Genomic DNA, 16999 nt, shown 5'->3' on the forward strand with positions numbered 1-16999 from the left:
CTCATTCTATCTTTCAAGCATAAAGCTTGCAGGAAGTGGCACAGTATTCAAAATGAACCTGCTGCCGAGGTTTCAAAGGGCCAGTCCCTCCACCTCTCTTGATACAATGAGTAAACGAATGAATTTTATTAATTTTTTTGTTTCTTTGATAATTCAAAATCTTACACCTTGGATAATGAAGTGTCAATCAAATGAAACATAGTTTAAATTTTCAGTTTTTTTAAAGTGAAAAAAACCACTGCACATGGCAGTGGTTTTTCTGCTAGAAGTTAAAGTTATCTGGATCTGGACCGACGCGATGATTTTCATTCAAAGCTTGAATTGCTTTCATATCATCCGAGCTTAATTCAAAATCAAAAATGTTTGCATTTTCAATAATGCGGTGCTCTTTAATTGATTTAGGAATCGTTACAACTTCATTTTGTAAATCCCAGCGTAAAATAACTTGTGCAGTTGATTTACTATATTTTGTCGCAATTTCTTGTAATGTTGGATGATCCAGTAGTTGCCCTTGCATTAATGGTGACCAAGCCTCGAGCTGGATGTTATGTTCTTTACAGAAAGCATGTAATTCTTCTTGTGCTAAACGAGGGTGGTATTCCACTTGGTTGACCATTGGCTTAATTTCAGCAATTTCAAATACGTCTTGTAAGTGGTGAATGTGGAAATTACTCACACCGATAGCACGAACACGACCATCTTTATAAAGCTTTTCTAACGCTTTCCATGATTCAGTATATTTCTCTTTTACAGGCCAATGTACTAAATATAAATCTAAATATTCTAGGCCTAATTTCTCTAATGTAGTTTCAAATGCTTGAATTGTTGTTTCATAACCTTGATCGCTATTCCATACTTTTGAAGTGATAAATAGCTCTTCACGAGGAATATCAGATTCGCGAATTGCTTGACCAACGCCTTCTTCATTTTGATAGATTGCTGCAGTATCGATGCTGCGGTATCCGTTTTTAATAGCTGCTTTTACAGAATCAATTACTTCTGATCCGTCCTCTACTTTAAACACACCTAAACCGAACCAAGGCATTTTTACACCATTATGTAATGTTGTATAGTCTTTTAAACTTGTTAAATTCATATTATTTCCCCCTAGCTTTTTTATTTGTTGCTTCAACTGCTTGTTGAATGACTTCTGAAAAATTATTTTCATATAGAACTTTTAAGCCTTCAGCAGTTGAACCTCCTGGTGTTGTTACTTGTTCTCGGAGCATAGCTGGATCTTCGTTTTGTTGGAGCATAGCGGCAGAACCAGCAATCATTTGAATGACAAGGTGGTTTGCCGTTTTCTCATCAATTCCATAGTTTTTCGTCGCTTCAATTAAACCTTCAGCAAAGTGATAGAGAAAAGCAGGTGCACTACCAGTAATGGCGGTAAGTTGATGAACTTCCTCTTCAGTACAAAACTGTGAGGTACCAATACCTTTTAAAAGGAGTTGTAGCGTTTCTTGATGCGTTTCACCTACGGAATGTCCCGTCGTATATAAGGAGATGGACTTTCCGATTTCGGCAGCTGTATTTGGCATAATCCAGGCAACAGGTGTCCCTTGAGGAAGCCGTTTTTCTAAATAAGATGGTCCAATTCCGGCAGCAACGGTCACAACGAATTGCTCAGTTAGAAGAGGAGATAACTCCTGTAATAACTGTTCATGTGCAGCTGGTGGCATTGCTAAAACAATCGTATCAACGGATGTAATATGCTGCTTCCAGTCTGTAGTGATGGACACATTATATCGCCCTTGTAATTGTTCTAGTTTTTCTATGTTGCTTCGGTTGGAAACGATAATTTCTTCGATATATTCTTTACTCGTTTTAAGTAACCCGGAGAAGATAGCTTCTGCCATACGACCGGCACCAATAAATAAAATTCGATGTTTAGTAAGCATATCCTTTATTCCCTTCTAGTAGAGATATGTTATAAAAAACGATACCATTTTTAAGAGAATTTTGTAAAAAGAAAAGACTTACCGTATATGGAATAGATAATGAGGGGGTTTTTGAATAAGGGAATTCATGATAAAAATAAGAGGAGTTCCTTATACTGGTGATATGGAATTTATTACACATATGGGGAGAGATAAATATGGTTAGAAGTCCACTTTTTTTACTCATTTCTAGTATTATTTGCGTATTGGTTGGATTTTACATTCAATCGAGTTATATTGAAATTTTCGCATCGGTTATGGGGATTGTTAATGTTTGGTTATTAGCAAGAGAAAAAGTATCCAACTTTTTATTTGGTATGATTACTGTTACATTATTTCTGTATATTTTCATTATACAAGATTTATATGCAATGGCAGTATTAGCAGTCTTTCAATTTATATTTAATGTATATGGTTGGTATTATTGGATTGCACGTAGTGGGGAAGAAGAGGTAAAAGCAACTGTCCGTTTAGGTTTAAAGGGGTGGACCTTTTATATAATTTTTATTTTAGTTGCTTGGGTTGGTTGGGGCTATTATCAAGTCCGTCATTTAGAATCAACAAGTCCATATTTAGACGCTTTAAATGCTGTATTAGGATTAGTAGCTCAATTTATGCTAAGTCGAAAAATTTTAGAGAACTGGCATTTATGGATTTTGTATAACGTAGTTAGCATTGTAATTTATATTTCCACTGGTTTATATGTCATGCTAATACTAGCTGTTATTAATCTCTTTATATGTGTAGCTGGTTTGCTAGAGTGGAAGAAGAACTATAAAGGACAAGTGCGTGTAAATAATTATATTTAGAAAATAATTAAAATCGAAAAAACCCCTGGGACACATATGCCTCAGGGGTTTTTAATAGAATATAAGTTTATGCTTTTGTTAGACCAAGTAATACAGCGCCGCCGATAATTAAAACACTACCTAGTGCAATAAAGATCAATTGACGTTTTGTTTTCTTTTCACCTAAGAAGACAATCGCACCGAATGTTGAGATAACGATTCCAGTTTGAGATAATGGGAAGCTTGTCGCTACTCCGACACGTGGTAATGAAAGAAGTAAGAATAAGTTTCCTGTTCCCCAAAGTAAACCAGATAAAGCATTACGAATTGCATATTTGTTAAATGGCTTATGTTTAGATGTCAGTACAACCGCACCGACAAACATACCAACTGCTTGTGGTAAAATAGCAGACCAACCATCAATGTTATACCAACGAATAATAATTACATATACAAGATAGCCGAAAGTAGAAACAATTAAAGTAAGAAGTCCTTTTTTCAATTGTCCTGGTGGCTGTGCATTTTCTTTATCATCTAATGATGTGAATACAACGCCAACTACGATTAATAGGATTGCAATCGTTCCCATAATGATCGTTGTTGTAGTAGTCCACTCGCGGAAAGCGATAACTCCAAAGATAGAAGTTGCAACAAGTTGCATACCAGTAGAAATCGTTACAGTAGTAGAAACACCTAACTTTTCAACTGTTTTTAATTGGTTTACTTGTCCTAAAGCCCAGAATACACCTGAAATAAAACCAACAATCAAGATTGTCATTGTTAAAGCTGGTTGAGTAAATACATACATAACTGTTGCGAAGAATAGAGCACCGATTGTCATACCTACCGTTTGGCTATATGCACCACCGCCCATTTTTACGCTTACTAATAAGATGTTTCCCCATGCAATTGCAGGAAGAAGCGCTAATAAAATGTCCATTACAAGACTCCCTTCGGTTTGCTATACCAATATAATTACATATCGTTCTAACGATCGGTAATGCCCCACTAATAGAGTAGAAGATTACCGATCGCTAAAACAGGATGAAGAATTCACGATATAAATGCGTTTTCATTTCTTCATTTTTTCAAACACCTCCATATAATAACAGGAAATTGCCTATTTTAGAAAGTAAATTCAAATAGAATGTATATTTAAATAAAAGGTAAAATTCAGTCACTTTATATAGTATTTTTTATTTCCTAAGAAATAAAAAAGCAGCTTTTGTCGAAAGCTGCTTTAAGAATTAGTAATTCTTTTATTAATGAGCTGAATACATAGGAGAAATATGAGTGACATACTGATAGTGATAATTACAAGTGTCCAAGCGAGTTGCATATTACTTGCATCAATGGCCATATAAATTGCTGTTGGGATTGTCTGTGTTTTGCCAGGAATATTCCCAGCAAACATGAGTGTAGCACCAAATTCTCCTAGTGCACGAACAAAGCTTAAGATCATACCGCTTAGTAATGCAGGAAATGCAAGCGGTAGTGTAACGTGTAGAAAAACTTGATATTCACTGGCGCCGAGATCGCGAGCGCCCTCTTCAATTTGTACATTTGCGATCGAAAATCCTGTTTTTGCTGATTGATACATGAGCGGAAATGCGACAACTGTAGAAGCAATGATAGCAGCAGTAGATGTGAACATAATGGACTGCTGAAATACCGATTCTATCCACTTTCCAATGGGGCTGTTATTTCCAAAAATAATAATGAGAAAAAAGCCGATTACAGTTGGCGGAAGTACCATTGGTAATAAGAAAATAGTTTCTAGTATTACTTTATATCTCCATGAGGAGCGTGCTAGTGACCGACCGATAATCGTTCCTAAAATTGTGACGATAATGGTGGCGTATGCAGCTACTCGTAAAGATAAAAAGACAGGTGACAAAATATCATCAAAGCTCATGGCAATTATGATAGGACTGTAAATCCATATTTCTTAAAGATAGATTGTGCATCTTTTGACTGCAAATATTCATAAAATGAAGTCGCCTCTTTCTTATGCTTCGATTCTTTTATAACGCCTAAAGGATAGTGGATTGGTTCATGAGAAGTAGCTGCTGCCGTCTCGCCAATTTTTACTTTGTCTGAAATGAGAGCATCTGTTTTGTATACAATACCAGCATCGACATTACCTGTTTCTACATATGTTAACACTTGGCGAACATCTTTTGTAAATACGATTTTATTTTGAATGTCATTCCAAAGATTTTCATGTGTGAGAGAAGCTTTTGCATATTTCCCAGCGGGTACAGATTCAGGTGTACCAAGTGCGATTTTTTTGATTTTCTCATCTTTTAAATCTTGAATTTTTGTAAGAGAGCTATCTTTTGGGACGACTAGAACTAGTTCATTTCCAAGAAGGTTTTTTCCTTCTTTTTCATTAATGAATCCTTTTTTAACAAGTGTTTGGAATTTATCTTCTGCTGCAGAGAAGAATAAATCAGCAGGCGCACCTTGTTCGATTTGTTGTTGAAGTGCACCGGAAGCACCGAAGTTAAAAGAAAGTTTAATATTAGGCTTTTTCTCTTTATATTGTTTTTCAATTTCTTTTAATGCATCTTGTAAGCTAGCAGCAGCTGATATAGTCAGTTCGACTGTTTTTCTCTCTTTAGCAACTGACTTCTCCTTCTTTTCCACGCTTGTACAAGCAGCACTAAATATAAGAAGGAAAGAAAGTATAAGTGCCCCAATAGATCGTAATGTGAATTTGTTCATAAAAAAATCCCCTTTCGTTTTGACATAACTAATTATAACTAAATATAACTAATTATAACTAGTTATAATTGAATATAATTTGAACAATATGGTTGTTTTTAAAAAATAGGAGAAATATTCTTTTCTTTGTTACAATGAAGGAAGAAAGTGAGGAATCGTCTATGGATCATCATTCCTACACAACGGAAGAAGTAGCGAAGCGATTAAAAGTATCAAAACTAACTGTATACGACTTAATTAAAAAAGGAGAACTTCCTTCTTATAGAGTTGGTAGACAGATGCGCATTGATACAGCGGATTTAGAACAATATATAAAGCAAATGAAAACAGGAAAGATACAAGTTACTTCTGTAAAGAATGACGATAGTAGTATCTTGAATACATGCATCATTAGCGGGCAAGAACTAACGTTAGATATGTTGGCAAAACGTATAGAAAATCGATTGCTAAATTCTAATGTATTAAGAGCGTATCAAGGTAGTTTAACAAGTTTAGTGAAGATGTACCAAGGAGAAGGAAGTGTAGTTAGTTTACACTTATTTGATGGTGAAACGGGTACTTATAATGTTCCTTACGTAAAACGTATTTTAGTTGGACAACCGTGTATTATGATCAATTTATTGGCAAGAAATGTGGGGTTTTATGTTCAAAAAGGAAACCCAAAGAAAATAAAGACATGGGCTGACATATTCGGGTCCTCTATAAAATTTGTAAATCGAGAAAAAGGCTCTGGTATTAGGGTGCTAGTGGATGAACAATTACGAATTCAAAAGTTAAATAAAGAACAGATTAGTGGATATGAATGGGAAGAATCGAGTCATCTTGGTGTTGCCACGCAAGTTGCGAACGGAAAAGCTGATGTTGGGGTAGGATCGGAAAAGGTTTCGCAAATTGTAAATGTAGACTTTATTCCGATAATGAAAGAACAGTATGATTTAGTAATTTTGAAGAATAAAGACAATGAAGAACTTATTGAAGTTATGAAAGACATTCTGCAATCGGAAGAATTTCATAATGAGTTAAAAGCGATTGGCGGATACGATATTATGAAAACAGGCCAAATTATATATGAAACAAACTAAAAAGCTGCTTGTCTATAAGACGAGCAGCTTTTTCTATATATAAAGGGGTTTGGGGAAACGAATTGTTAAACAAGACTTTGAGCAAGTGTGTAAATGAAAGCTGTAAGAAGAGTCGCTCCACTTGCAAGTCCGATAAAGTCTGATTTGTTGAAAGTAATGTTGTTCATTATAATCTCTCCTTATTTGTTTAATGTAGTTGCAACTGCTTTTGCATCGACAAGTGCGGATAGCACCATGCCCATTGTGTTAAAAAAATTGTTTGATTTCATTTTGTTCATCATGCGTATCCGCTCCTTTTCGAATTGTTGTTGCCCTGCTTTATGTCTTAATTATAGGGAAAATGATGAACTACAACTATCGAATTATCTTACGGGAGACTTACACTTTTGTAAGAAAAAAAGACATTCGTGTAAGAATGTCTTTTAAAGCATATTGATGTGATGGTGCTCTTCAATTGTTTTTAAAAAGCTACGCATTGAATTGGTCATGTAGCTATCTTTGCGGCGTATGAAAACAGTTGAAATACTACCGTATTTCTCGGGAATCGGATGACAGTGTACTTTACCTGCTGTAGAAAGATGTTGTACCGCGGACTGGGGCACGAGTGTAATCCCAAGACCGAGTGCTACACTATTTAATATTGTTTCTAATATGTTAAATTCCATAATTCTTTTTGGTAGCAAACCTTCATCTTTAAGCCATCGTTCTAGTTTGGTACGGTATCCACACCCTTGATTAAAAACGAGTAAGGGCGTCGTAGTAAATTCTTCTATATGAAAAGCTTTATTTTGTGTCACGAGCATTAATTTTTCTGTACTAACATCGTATTGTTCAATTAGTGGATGCTTAATAGGACCTGATATAAAGGCGCCATCTAATTGATGGTCAAGGACTTCTCTAATAAGTTCTTCGGTTAGACCAGCTTGTAATGATAAATCAACGTTTGGATAGCTTTTATAGTAAGAAGACAAAATGGTAGGCAATGTACTTACTGTTTCGACTGTACCGATTTTTAATATACCAGATGGTGTTTCACTATCTAGAAACACTTGTTTTAGCTCTTCAACATCTTGCAAAATTTTATTAACATAAACGAGCATTTTTCTTCCTTCAGCTGTTAAAGTCATGCCTCGTTTATGACGGTAAAAGAGCGGTGTTTTTAGCTCGTTTTCTAATTGTTTAATACGTGCGGTTACATTTGATTGTACATAATTTAATTCCTTTGCTGCGCCGCTTACACTACCGCGATCGGCAACGCTTTGGAAGATTTGTAAGTCTCGTAATTCCATTGTATGCTCCCCCTTGATGTTAACTATCATTATAAATGATAGTTAACATCATTTTGAATCGTTTTACGTGATATGTTTTTTCTTTTACAATTCTCTTTGTGCAAATAGAAAGAAGCGGGGGATTATGGTGAGAAGAGGTCAAATAGTAATAGGAGCTTTGGCATGTTTAATTGCAAGTATGTCATGGGGAGCGATGTTTCCGGTTGCTGATCATGCGCTAGAATACATAGATCCATTTTATTTTTCACTTATTCGTTATGGAGCAGTGGCGATAGTACTGATTATATTATTGTTAATGAAAGAAGGAAAACAGGCATTTCGTTTAGAAGGAAGGGGAAAGTTACTCGTCTTTTTTGGAACGATGGCGTTTACTGTATATAATGTACTCATATTTTTAGGTCAAATGTTAATGGGAAAATCAGGTGTAATGGTAGCCTCCATTATGGAAGCACTCATGCCGATGATTTCCATTTGTATTTTATGGGGATATAAGCATATAAAACCGAAAAAATATATGATAACGAGCATGATTATCGCTTTTGTAGGAGCTGTGTTTGTTATTACGAAAGGTGATATGAGTTTCTTTTTAACATTGAAAGATAACATGTTTTCACTAGCGTTTATATTTATTGGTGTTGTAGGTTGGGTTATTTATACGATGGGTGGTCAAACGTGTAGCGATTGGTCAACATTACGCTATTCTACATTGACGTGTGTATTTGGTACGACTGTCACAGGAATTATAACTGTAATGATTACGGTGCTTGGGTATGTTCCAGTCCCAAGTATGGGAACGATTTCTATCGTGAAGTATGATTTGTTATTTATGATGACATTACCAGGAATCATAGCGCTACTCGCTTGGAATTACGGTGTGAAAATCTTATCATCGATTAACGGCATTTTATTTATTAATTTTGTACCCGTTACGACTTTGATTATTATGATGATACAAGGGTATCAAATAACAATGTTTGATATTGTAGGAACTTTACTTGTTATTGCAGCACTTATTCGCAATAACGTTTGTCAGAGAAAAGAAGAAAATATAAATAAGCAAGTTTTACAAGAAGAGCAATTACGCCAAGCGGTTTAATAGGCAATTGGAGGATTTAACATGTTAGAAAGTTTATTGTTTTTCTTCGCCGTCGGAGTTGCGTGCGAGCTTGCAGCAATTAATCGAAATGGTCGTAAGAAGGTAAAACAACAAGCTGAACTGATACAGCTTTTAAAAGAGTTAAAAGAAAGAAAAATTTAAAAAGACGACCGGGCATAGACGGTCGTCTTTTTCTATATATAAAGGGGAAAGGGGACACAAAGTTTATATAAGCGTAGCAGCGTAAATAAAAGCAGTAAGAAGAAGAGAGCCGCTAGCTAGTCCTAAAAAATCTAATTTGTTAAAGGTGATATTTTGCATAATATATTCTCCTTACTTGTTTAATGTAGAAGCAACAGATTTTGCATCGATAAGAGCGGACAATACCATGCCCATTGTATTCGTAAATTTGTTGTTCTTGATTTTGTTCATCATATCGATCCGCTCCTTTTCAAATGGTTGCCCTGTTTCTGACTTAATTGTATAAGATATTGGGGAGAGTCACTATCGAATTAGCTTACAAGAAAATTACACTTTTGTAAGAATTGAAATTTAACAATAAATACTTATTTTTATTACCAACTCCTAAAACTTAGTGTTATAATCATTGTAAGAAAATGATTATACTTCGGATATTTAGAAAGGAACGAAACAAATGTATAAACCAATTACATTTTCGTTGAAATATATATTTAAAATGGCTGGGAAAGTAGAAGTACAAGGGAGAGAGAAATTACCAGAAGGCGGCCCTTACGTTGTTGCGTGTACACATACGAGTTTTATGGACGTTTTAATGTTAGCAACTGGGATGTATCCAACCCAAATTCATTACATGGCCAAAAAAGAATTATTTGAAGGGAAATTCAAAAACTGGTTCTTTAAAAATGTAAATGCATTTCCGGTAGATCGTGCGAATCCAGGGCCGAGCACATTAAAAATTCCATCGCGTTTATTAAAAGAGGGAAAAGTAGTAGGGATTTTCCCAAGTGGAACGAGATCAACAGAAGACGTTTCATTAAAAGCGGGGGCTGTTACGATTGCACTGCGTTCTAACGTTCCATTAGTGCCGGCAGCTTATATTGGTCCATCAAGTGTAAAAGAATTAATAAAAGGAAAAAAAGCGCAATTAGTTTTTGGAGATCCGATTCAAATTGATGCCGGAGAACAAATAGATCGAAAAACGGCTATGAAAATGATGACAGATCAATTAAACGAAAAATTTGAAGAACTAAAGGAAACTTTGCAATCGAAACAAAAGTAAAAAAGACGACCGGGCATAGACGGTCGTCTTTTTCTATATATAAAGGGGAAAGGGGACACAAAGTTTATATAAGCGTAGCAGCGTAAATAAAAGCAGTAAGAAGAAGAGAGCCGCTAGCTAGTCCTAAAAAATCTAATTTGTTAAAAGTGATGTTGTTCATTATAATCTCTCCTTACTTGTTTGTAGAAGCAACAGATTTTGCATCGATAAGAGCGGACAATACCATGCCCATTGTATTCGTAAATTTGTTGTTCTTCATTTTGTTCATCATATTAATCCGCTCCTTTTCGAATAGTTGTTGCCCTGTTTCTGACTTAATTGTATAAGATATTGGGAAGAGTCACTATCGAATTAGCTTACAGGAAAATTACACTTTTGTAAGAAAAACGAATGAAGGTGTAATGATGAGAAGATTTGACATATGTTCATGGAATTCATTAAGTTAAAAGGAGAGGTGAGTGTATGGCTAATATTAAAGATATCGCAAAGATGGCCGGAGTTTCAGTTACGACCGTTTCGAGGGTGCTAAATGATCACCCATATGTAAGTGAAGAAAAAAGGAAAGCGGTTATTGAGATAGTTGAGAAGTTGAATTACTCACAAAACGCAAACGCTGTTCATTTATCCAAAGGGAAGACGAATATTGTTGGTGTAATTTTACCTTACATTAATCATCCGTGTTTTGATGCGATGGTAGGTGGAATGATGGAGGTGGCGTTAGCTCATAATTACAGGGTGTTACTTTGCCAAACGAATTACAATAAAAAAGAAGAAATGAAAAGTTTACATATGCTAAAAACAAAACAATTGGACGGCCTTATTATTTGCTCGCGTGCGAATGATTGGGAAACGATAGAACCGTATGCTTCTTACGGCACAATAATTGCTTGTGAAGATAATGATATTTCAAATATCTCAAGTGTATATACAAATCATTCGGCAGCCTTTCAGTTAGGAATGAATTATCTTATTGAAAAAGGTTATAAAAAAATTGGTTATTGTACGGGAAGGAAGTTAGGGCCAAGTAGTCAAAAACGTTTTGATGTTTATAAACATCAATTACAATCCATAGATGAAGAGGTTAATGAAGAGTGGATTTTTACAGAATGTTTTACATTAGAAGATGGTGTGAGAGCGGCTCATAAGTTAAAGGAGATGCAGGTCCTCCCAGAAGCGTTAATAGTAGCAGGAGATGAAGTTGCGATTGGGATTATGACAGAAGTTGAAATGTTAGGTATTCAAGTTCCTGAGGATTTGGCGATTATTGGTTTTGATAATCAACCTATTTCACAAGTGTTACAGTTGACAACGATTGATCAAAATTTAAAGGAGATAGGCAAAAACGCTTTTGAAATGTTTTATAGGCAAGTGAGCAACGAGAGTTATAAACAAGAAAAGGTGGAGATTCCGTATGAACTTGTGGAACGCTCTACAGTTTAGTCTTAATCCGTTATGTGTATAATCGCATAACGGATTATTTTTTGAAATGTCTTTGACAGGAAACGCGTTTCATACTTTATAAAAGAGTTAAACCGGTCTGTAATAATCCATGGATTCTTTTCAAGTGTTAAAACAATGAATAGAATTTGGAGGAATATGCATGAATGAACTTTTATCGAGTATGAAAAAATATGTAGAGGATGACGAAAAGATTTTAGCTGTTGTGGTAGGGATATTTGAGAAGGATGATTTTACCGTAGCTTACCGGCATGGGATTTTCGCTGCTACTACTAGACGTCTCCTTTTTTACGGGAAATTTTCGGGCTACCCTGCAATATTTGAAGAGTATCCGTATTTGCATATAGATGACATAGATCTCTGTCCATATTTTGAATTTACTTGTAATCATGAAAGGGTTAGAGCTAGGTATATTCAGAAAGGGAATGTGGAGCGATTTGTTCGTGCAGTTAGAGAAAATATGAATAATTAATCAACCCTTTGTTTAAACATAATATCTCGATCTTTAAGAGGTAAAATGCGGAATAAAAACCACTTCTAAACCTCTAGGAGATAGTGATACAATGTCAAATGGGGGAGGGTATGAATTATGGTTAATCAACGTATAAAGGAAATAACACTAATTACAATTGGTTCATTATTATTCGCAATTGGTATTAATTACTTTGCAATTCCAAACCGTTTATCGGAAGGTGGAATTATTGGTTTAACGGTTGTTACGTACTACTTATTTGATTGGTCACCAGGGATTGTGAACTTTGCTATAAATGCAGTTTTACTAGCTATTGGTTATAAGTTTTTTGATAAAAAAACGATGGTTTATACGATTTTAGGGATTGTAGAAACATCCTTGTTTTTATATGTTACAGAACATATTGAGTATCATGTAAATAGTGATACGCTATTAGCAGCTTTATTTGCTGGTTTGTTTGTAGGTATCGGATTAGGCTGTATGTTCAAAGCTGGAGGTACATCAGGAGGATCGGCAATTTTAGCACAGTTAGCAAATCAATATTTAGGGTGGAGCGTTGGTAAAGGCGTACTTATTATTGATATCGTTGTAATTGCTGGTTCTGTATTTATAATAGGACAAGAAAAAGCGATGTACACACTTGTTGCAGTATTCATCGGTGCAAAAGTGATTGATTTCATTGTAGAAGGAATGGATACAAAAACGGCTGTTACAATCATTTCAAATCAACCAGATTTAATACGTGAGGCTATTACCAAAAACATGACACGCGGTGTCACTGTATTAGAAGGACGCGGCGGATATACTGGAAAAAATAAAGAAGTTTTATATGTTGTTATTAATAAACAAGAGCTTGTTAAGTTAAAGCAAGTTATTAGCCGAGTAGATGAAGATGCTTTCGTTGTTATTCATGATGTGCGTGATGTGCTTGGTGGGGGCTTTAAAGCGAGCTAAAAGGTGAACGAGTAAAATCGTTCACCTTTTTTTATTCTTACAAAAATGTAAGTGTAATGTAATGAGATTCAATAGTAGATTTTATTGCTTCTTCTTAAAATGGATGTATATATATCCTGCAGAGGAGGAATGTTTATTGTGAAGAAAAAAATGATCACTACTATAATAGCGATGCTAGTGATAGTAGTAATGTTACTGCCTACGAAACTTGGACCAGTTATTGATAAATATAATCCGCTTTATAAGACGAAAGAATACTATACGGTTGTGAATACAATTGGTCAGCATGTTGGTGATGAGTGGTATGAATATGAATTTATTGCATTTGACGAACGTGGAAGAGAACAAAAAATAAAGAAGACTGTTAAGCATATGTTAAAGAGAGATGAAGCATTAAAAGTGTACGCAAAAGGACGATACGGCGAGTCAATTGAAGAAATTGAAGCTGTAAATATTCCTATTAATGCGAAGAGTAAACTTTTAGCGATGAGATAGCGAAATATACCCCTGCTTATTTTTTGTCGAAAATCAAAATACTAGGTAGGGGTATTTCGAGGTTCGTAAAAAAGCCTTAGTCCATATGGGCTAAGGCTTTTTTTATTATATAAAGGGGAAGGGGGTACATTGTAGTAGCATGAGTGAAAGGTATAAGAAGAGTAGCTACTAGCAATGTAATTTGGTTATGTGAGCGTTCTTCTTATTTGGCTTACTTTCTAACTGTATTGTACGAAATATAGATATGGAAAACTATCGAATTACATTACGCATAGCTTACAAACATGTAAGCCTTCTGTAATGTAATTCGATAGTTAAAAGATAGTAAATTTAATATAGTATAAATAGAAAGTCTAATGTATTACTTTCTGTTTGTAATGTAAGGAAGAATGAAAAACCAACTACTTTTTAATAACCCTCATCTGTATGTAGATGGGGCTCTTTTTATAAACCTTACAACATTGTAAGGTTTACGTAAGTTAATTCGATAGTAAATTTGTCATATTTTTTGCATAATAGATACAAATAGATGAAAATAGTTAGGGATTTAGTAAGAAGGGAGAAAAATGGGATGCGTAAAGAAGAAGTAGTGAGGTTTCCAATTAAAGATTTCTGTAGCTACTTTACTGTTGCTGTAGTATGTATTGGATTATTTGATATCATAACAAACTTAATTGTTAAATAATATAGATGATAAAACAAGAAGGGAGTTCCTTTCTTGTTTTTTTTTATGGAGGAATAAAGATGAAGTGGATTGATAGCCATATACATGTTGATCAATATAAGGATGAAGAGAAAAGTAGATTACTTAAAGATTTGGAAAATAGTAAAGAGGTAAAGGGGCTTATTGCGGTATCTATGAATTATCAATCATGTAAGGAAACTTTATCTTTAGGAAAGAAATTCCCTTTCATACACCCAGCAATAGGATTTCATCCGGAGCAACCGATTCATAAAGAAGAATGTGAGCGCATATTCAAATTAATTGAAGCTCATGCTGAGGAAATCATTGCGATTGGTGAAGTGGGCTTGCCGTATTATTTAACGAAAGAAGATGAAGGGGTTACTATAGATTCATACGTGGCGATATTGAGACGATTTATAGAACTAGCTAGTGAATATGATTTGCCCATTGTATTACACGCAGTTTATGAAGATGCCGATATTGTATGTGATTTACTTGAAGAATATAAAATTTCACGTGCACACTTCCATTGGTTTAAAGGAAATGAAGCGACAATGGGACGGATGGTGAGGAATGGTTATTATATTTCTATCACACCAGATGTTTTACATAAGGAGAAAATTAGAAAGATCGTTTCGTATTATCCACTGGAATATATGATGGTAGAAACGGATGGACCGTGGGAATTTCAAGAGAATACTATAACACACCCTTGTATGATTAAAGATGTATTAGAAGAAGTTAGTGTAATAAAAAAAATTCCAGTAGAGAAAGTTGCAGAACAAATATATAAGAATACAGTTCGCTTTTATCGATTGACTGAATCCTAAAAAACACCAAGCAGCTCGCTTAGTGTTTTTTAGGATTCTAATTTTTTCGCACGTCTTAATAATAATAGAAAGACAATGATAACGAACCCAAGTATAAGGAAGAATCCATATTGTTTTATATAATCAATTACGTCATTTGCACTAGTTGATTTTTCAACGTGGATACCGTCTTTATTAGTAGTAATATGAATATCTTTCATTTTTACTTCATTCGTTTCTTTTTGTAAATCAATCCACTCTATGTTTGGAATACTCTCTAGATCTTTTAATATTTCTTTTAATGGTTTCACACCTAAGTAAGGATGATAGAATGCACCAATAATTCCATCGGATAATTTAGCAACAGATAAAGCACGCTCTTTCATTTGGGCAATAGCTCGTGGTTTATCTTCTTCAATAAATCCAACTGTTTCAGGCATTAATTTCATTCCATGTAGAAATGATGGTGTACTTCTATACGCTGGAGAGTGCATGGATTTCCAAGTTGTATCACTTAACTGCAGTTGACCTACATAAGTTGAAAAGTACTTTGATAAGATTTCATAACCTTTTTGAGACATTGTGTAATGAGGTGCTTCAAATGCGACAGGATATAGTTTAGCATCTACAAGTTCTTGGATACCTTTTTCAATATGATCTGTCGTATATTTTTCTTCAAATGCTTCACCTTTTTTTACATATTGGTTATATGCCTCTATATTTGGGAAATTATCTTTTGTTTTTGGCTTTTCATGCTTCGGTTGACGAATGGGTTGATCAGTTTTTACGTCCCAAAATTCAAACCCTTCACCAGTTTCACTGTCATAAAATTGGTGAGTATAACCATGCATAATAATTGCTGCACCATCATCTTGTATAGAGCGTAAAAGATCGACTAGTTCGGGTTTATCTTTTAAATGTAGTGTTTCACCTGTATCTGGATCTGTATATACAGGAATAACAGTTATCATGTAAGGAATCTTTTTCTTCTTTAATAAGTCGGCAATATCCTGTAATTGATTTATATCTGCAGCTGGGTGAACATCCTCGAGGCGTAAATAGGCTAATTTTTTATTAGTTTCAGGTTTTTGTTGAAAATAAGAAAATAAGCTTTCGCCAATATAATAAGATATCCAATCAAAGAGGTTGGAAGTTGCAACGTAATACGAATTGTTTTGCTGTACAATTAATGGATAAGTATTATTGTCTCTTAAGGCATGGGCAAGAATTGTTCCATTTGTATCAAGTTGTTTAATTGATCTCTCTTCCTCTAATGTATTCTTTAGCTTACGTGTTGGATATTCAATTTTATCAGAGTTTATATCTTCGTTTTTAAGTGTGATGAACGAAAAACGATTAGATAACTGTTCTATGTTTTGACCTAAAACTAGTAGTGGTCCGGGGAAGCTTTCTAGAAATTCTTTTGCTTCAGTAGAAAGTTCTTCTTGTTTTTCACCCATGTAAATAACGTGTGTATACGAAGATTTATCAGTTACTTCAGATAACTGTTTTATATTTTTAATTGTTATATCATTAGTGAAATGTCCTACTTGTGTATTAAGTATTTGGATATCACTTGTAATTTGATCATCATTTGAACTGTATAAAATAAGGACTTTCGACTTTTCGGTTTTTTGTGCGGAAATAGGGACAGGAATTAATAGTAGTAAACTGAATAAGAGTAATAGCCATTTTTTCATATTATTATTCTCCTAGTTTATATTTAGAATTCAATTTACAATTATATACAAAAAATAAGTTATAGTCTATGAAAGTTACATTTTTGCACGTATTTACCAAATGTTTTTTCACAAAATAGGCCTAAAGCATGATGATAATATGTATAGTTATTTGCTATGATAAAAGAGTAAGAGAATGATAGAACATAGGTAATTGTAAAGGGAAGGCTGAAAGGGGACAAATTTCAGCGGAGAAAGAGGTAG

General features: G+C 34.5%; 21 protein-coding genes and 1 riboswitch. Of the genes, 11 read left to right on the forward strand and 10 right to left on the reverse strand.

Going from position 1 to position 16999, the window contains the following annotated elements; all coding sequences use genetic code 11:
- Window positions 1-3: 3 nt before the first annotated feature.
- Window positions 4-108, reverse strand: a riboswitch (SAM riboswitch).
- A gap of 154 nt (window positions 109-262) precedes the next feature.
- Both F0362_RS01120 and proC read right to left on the reverse strand, forming a co-directional pair.
- Window positions 263-1096, reverse strand: coding sequence for an aldo/keto reductase (locus F0362_RS01120; protein ID WP_001054813.1), 834 nt, complete (start codon window positions 1094-1096; stop codon window positions 263-265).
- 1 nt (window position 1097) lies between these two features.
- On the reverse strand, window positions 1098-1901 hold the full coding sequence (gene proC / locus F0362_RS01125; RefSeq protein WP_000956243.1) for a pyrroline-5-carboxylate reductase: 804 nt from the start codon (window positions 1899-1901) through the stop codon (window positions 1098-1100).
- A 197-nt stretch (window positions 1902-2098) separates the two neighbouring features.
- Between proC and pnuC the strand changes: the two genes are divergently transcribed.
- On the forward strand, window positions 2099-2749 hold the full coding sequence (pnuC, locus tag F0362_RS01130; RefSeq protein WP_000252476.1) for a nicotinamide riboside transporter PnuC: 651 nt from the start codon (window positions 2099-2101) through the stop codon (window positions 2747-2749).
- Between the two features lie 67 nt (window positions 2750-2816).
- Here the strand turns inward: pnuC and F0362_RS01135 are convergent, their stop codons facing one another.
- The 3 genes from F0362_RS01135 to modA form a co-directional block, all read right to left on the reverse strand.
- The gene (locus F0362_RS01135; protein ID WP_000353553.1) at window positions 2817-3668 is read right to left on the reverse strand and encodes a GRP family sugar transporter; all 852 of its coding nucleotides are present in this window, start codon (window positions 3666-3668) and stop codon (window positions 2817-2819) included.
- Between the two features lie 300 nt (window positions 3669-3968).
- Window positions 3969-4643: a molybdate ABC transporter permease subunit gene (gene modB / locus F0362_RS01140; RefSeq protein WP_002037814.1), complete on the reverse strand. Its 675-nt coding sequence runs from the start codon at window positions 4641-4643 to the stop codon at window positions 3969-3971.
- 5 nt (window positions 4644-4648) lie between these two features.
- Complete coding sequence (modA, locus tag F0362_RS01145) at window positions 4649-5455, reverse strand: molybdate ABC transporter substrate-binding protein (RefSeq protein ID WP_001032238.1); 807 nt, start codon at window positions 5453-5455, stop codon at window positions 4649-4651.
- A 134-nt stretch (window positions 5456-5589) separates the two neighbouring features.
- Here modA and F0362_RS01150 point away from each other — a divergent pair, with 134 nt between their 5' ends.
- Window positions 5590-6537 carry a helix-turn-helix transcriptional regulator gene (locus F0362_RS01150; protein WP_079520217.1) on the forward strand — a complete coding sequence of 316 codons (948 nt, stop codon included), beginning with the start codon at window positions 5590-5592 and terminating at the stop codon, window positions 6535-6537.
- Between the two features lie 65 nt (window positions 6538-6602).
- Here F0362_RS01150 and F0362_RS01155 read toward each other — a convergent pair whose 3' ends face one another.
- The gene (locus F0362_RS01155) at window positions 6603-6704 is read right to left on the reverse strand and encodes a DUF3948 family protein (RefSeq protein WP_001060020.1); all 102 of its coding nucleotides are present in this window, start codon (window positions 6702-6704) and stop codon (window positions 6603-6605) included.
- Between the two features lie 255 nt (window positions 6705-6959).
- Window positions 6960-7826: a LysR family transcriptional regulator gene (locus F0362_RS01160; RefSeq protein ID WP_000423064.1), complete on the reverse strand. Its 867-nt coding sequence runs from the start codon at window positions 7824-7826 to the stop codon at window positions 6960-6962.
- Window positions 7827-7953: 127 nt separating this feature from the next.
- Between F0362_RS01160 and F0362_RS01165 the strand changes: the two genes are divergently transcribed.
- Window positions 7954-8922 (forward strand): DMT family transporter, encoded by a 969-nt coding sequence (locus F0362_RS01165; protein ID WP_001252495.1) that lies wholly within the window; start codon window positions 7954-7956, stop codon window positions 8920-8922.
- Window positions 8923-8943: 21 nt separating this feature from the next.
- Window positions 8944-9084, forward strand: a complete 141-nt coding sequence (locus tag F0362_RS01170) for a YrzO family protein (RefSeq protein WP_000894071.1) — start codon at window positions 8944-8946, stop codon at window positions 9082-9084.
- 63 nt (window positions 9085-9147) lie between these two features.
- Here the strand turns inward: F0362_RS01170 and F0362_RS01175 are convergent, their stop codons facing one another.
- Entirely contained in the window at window positions 9148-9243 is a 96-nt protein-coding gene (locus F0362_RS01175; RefSeq protein WP_001179702.1) for a DUF3948 family protein, read from the reverse strand.
- 334 nt (window positions 9244-9577) lie between these two features.
- Here F0362_RS01175 and F0362_RS01180 point away from each other — a divergent pair, with 334 nt between their 5' ends.
- Window positions 9578-10183 carry a lysophospholipid acyltransferase family protein gene (locus tag F0362_RS01180; RefSeq protein ID WP_000277795.1) on the forward strand — a complete coding sequence of 202 codons (606 nt, stop codon included), beginning with the start codon at window positions 9578-9580 and terminating at the stop codon, window positions 10181-10183.
- Between the two features lie 64 nt (window positions 10184-10247).
- Here F0362_RS01180 and F0362_RS01185 read toward each other — a convergent pair whose 3' ends face one another.
- Entirely contained in the window at window positions 10248-10343 is a 96-nt protein-coding gene (locus F0362_RS01185) for a DUF3948 family protein (protein WP_001060006.1), read from the reverse strand.
- Between the two features lie 302 nt (window positions 10344-10645).
- Here F0362_RS01185 and F0362_RS01190 point away from each other — a divergent pair, with 302 nt between their 5' ends.
- The 6 genes from F0362_RS01190 to F0362_RS01210 all read left to right on the forward strand — a co-directional run bounded on the left by F0362_RS01190 (window position 10646) and on the right by F0362_RS01210 (window position 15077).
- Window positions 10646-11623, forward strand: coding sequence for a LacI family DNA-binding transcriptional regulator (locus F0362_RS01190; protein ID WP_149889616.1), 978 nt, complete (start codon window positions 10646-10648; stop codon window positions 11621-11623).
- Window positions 11624-11783: 160 nt separating this feature from the next.
- Window positions 11784-12113 (forward strand): PH domain-containing protein, encoded by a 330-nt coding sequence (locus F0362_RS01195; RefSeq protein ID WP_001004254.1) that lies wholly within the window; start codon window positions 11784-11786, stop codon window positions 12111-12113.
- Between the two features lie 117 nt (window positions 12114-12230).
- Window positions 12231-13067: a YitT family protein gene (locus F0362_RS01200; protein ID WP_000248049.1), complete on the forward strand. Its 837-nt coding sequence runs from the start codon at window positions 12231-12233 to the stop codon at window positions 13065-13067.
- Between the two features lie 138 nt (window positions 13068-13205).
- Window positions 13206-13562, forward strand: a complete 357-nt coding sequence (locus F0362_RS01205) for a YxeA family protein (protein WP_000728436.1) — start codon at window positions 13206-13208, stop codon at window positions 13560-13562.
- Window positions 13563-14091: 529 nt separating this feature from the next.
- Window positions 14092-14247 (forward strand): hypothetical protein, encoded by a 156-nt coding sequence (locus F0362_RS30425; RefSeq protein WP_002037818.1) that lies wholly within the window; start codon window positions 14092-14094, stop codon window positions 14245-14247.
- Between the two features lie 59 nt (window positions 14248-14306).
- Complete coding sequence (locus F0362_RS01210; protein ID WP_000871076.1) at window positions 14307-15077, forward strand: TatD family hydrolase; 771 nt, start codon at window positions 14307-14309, stop codon at window positions 15075-15077.
- A gap of 29 nt (window positions 15078-15106) precedes the next feature.
- Here the strand turns inward: F0362_RS01210 and F0362_RS01215 are convergent, their stop codons facing one another.
- Complete coding sequence (locus F0362_RS01215) at window positions 15107-16756, reverse strand: DUF2334 domain-containing protein (RefSeq protein ID WP_149889617.1); 1650 nt, start codon at window positions 16754-16756, stop codon at window positions 15107-15109.
- Between the last annotated feature and the right edge of the window lie 243 nt (window positions 16757-16999).

The sequence above is a fragment of the Bacillus sp. BS98 genome, assembly GCF_008432245.1.
In the GTDB taxonomy this organism is placed as follows: domain Bacteria; phylum Bacillota; class Bacilli; order Bacillales; family Bacillaceae_G; genus Bacillus_A; species Bacillus_A toyonensis.

Coding starts and splice junctions, on each gene's coding strand:
- F0362_RS01120 (WP_001054813.1), bottom strand. CDS start 1,096: ATGAATTTAACAAGTTTAAAAGACTATACAACATTACATAATGGTGTA.
- F0362_RS01200 (WP_000248049.1), top strand. CDS start 12,231: ATGGTTAATCAACGTATAAAGGAAATAACACTAATTACAATTGGTTCA.
- F0362_RS01160 (WP_000423064.1), bottom strand. CDS start 7,826: ATGGAATTACGAGACTTACAAATCTTCCAAAGCGTTGCCGATCGCGGT.
- F0362_RS01155 (WP_001060020.1), bottom strand. CDS start 6,704: ATGAACAACATTACTTTCAACAAATCAGACTTTATCGGACTTGCAAGT.
- F0362_RS30425 (WP_002037818.1), top strand. CDS start 14,092: ATGAAAATAGTTAGGGATTTAGTAAGAAGGGAGAAAAATGGGATGCGT.
- F0362_RS01210 (WP_000871076.1), top strand. CDS start 14,307: ATGAAGTGGATTGATAGCCATATACATGTTGATCAATATAAGGATGAA.
- F0362_RS01195 (WP_001004254.1), top strand. CDS start 11,784: ATGAATGAACTTTTATCGAGTATGAAAAAATATGTAGAGGATGACGAA.
- F0362_RS01190 (WP_149889616.1), top strand. CDS start 10,646: ATGGCTAATATTAAAGATATCGCAAAGATGGCCGGAGTTTCAGTTACG.
- F0362_RS01175 (WP_001179702.1), bottom strand. CDS start 9,243: ATGCAAAATATCACCTTTAACAAATTAGATTTTTTAGGACTAGCTAGC.
- F0362_RS01180 (WP_000277795.1), top strand. CDS start 9,578: ATGTATAAACCAATTACATTTTCGTTGAAATATATATTTAAAATGGCT.
- modB (WP_002037814.1), bottom strand. CDS start 4,643: ATGAGCTTTGATGATATTTTGTCACCTGTCTTTTTATCTTTACGAGTA.
- F0362_RS01150 (WP_079520217.1), top strand. CDS start 5,590: ATGAAGGAAGAAAGTGAGGAATCGTCTATGGATCATCATTCCTACACA.
- F0362_RS01185 (WP_001060006.1), bottom strand. CDS start 10,343: ATGAACAACATCACTTTTAACAAATTAGATTTTTTAGGACTAGCTAGC.
- modA (WP_001032238.1), bottom strand. CDS start 5,455: ATGAACAAATTCACATTACGATCTATTGGGGCACTTATACTTTCTTTC.
- F0362_RS01170 (WP_000894071.1), top strand. CDS start 8,944: ATGTTAGAAAGTTTATTGTTTTTCTTCGCCGTCGGAGTTGCGTGCGAG.
- pnuC (WP_000252476.1), top strand. CDS start 2,099: ATGGTTAGAAGTCCACTTTTTTTACTCATTTCTAGTATTATTTGCGTA.
- F0362_RS01135 (WP_000353553.1), bottom strand. CDS start 3,668: ATGGACATTTTATTAGCGCTTCTTCCTGCAATTGCATGGGGAAACATC.
- proC (WP_000956243.1), bottom strand. CDS start 1,901: ATGCTTACTAAACATCGAATTTTATTTATTGGTGCCGGTCGTATGGCA.
- F0362_RS01215 (WP_149889617.1), bottom strand. CDS start 16,756: ATGAAAAAATGGCTATTACTCTTATTCAGTTTACTACTATTAATTCCT.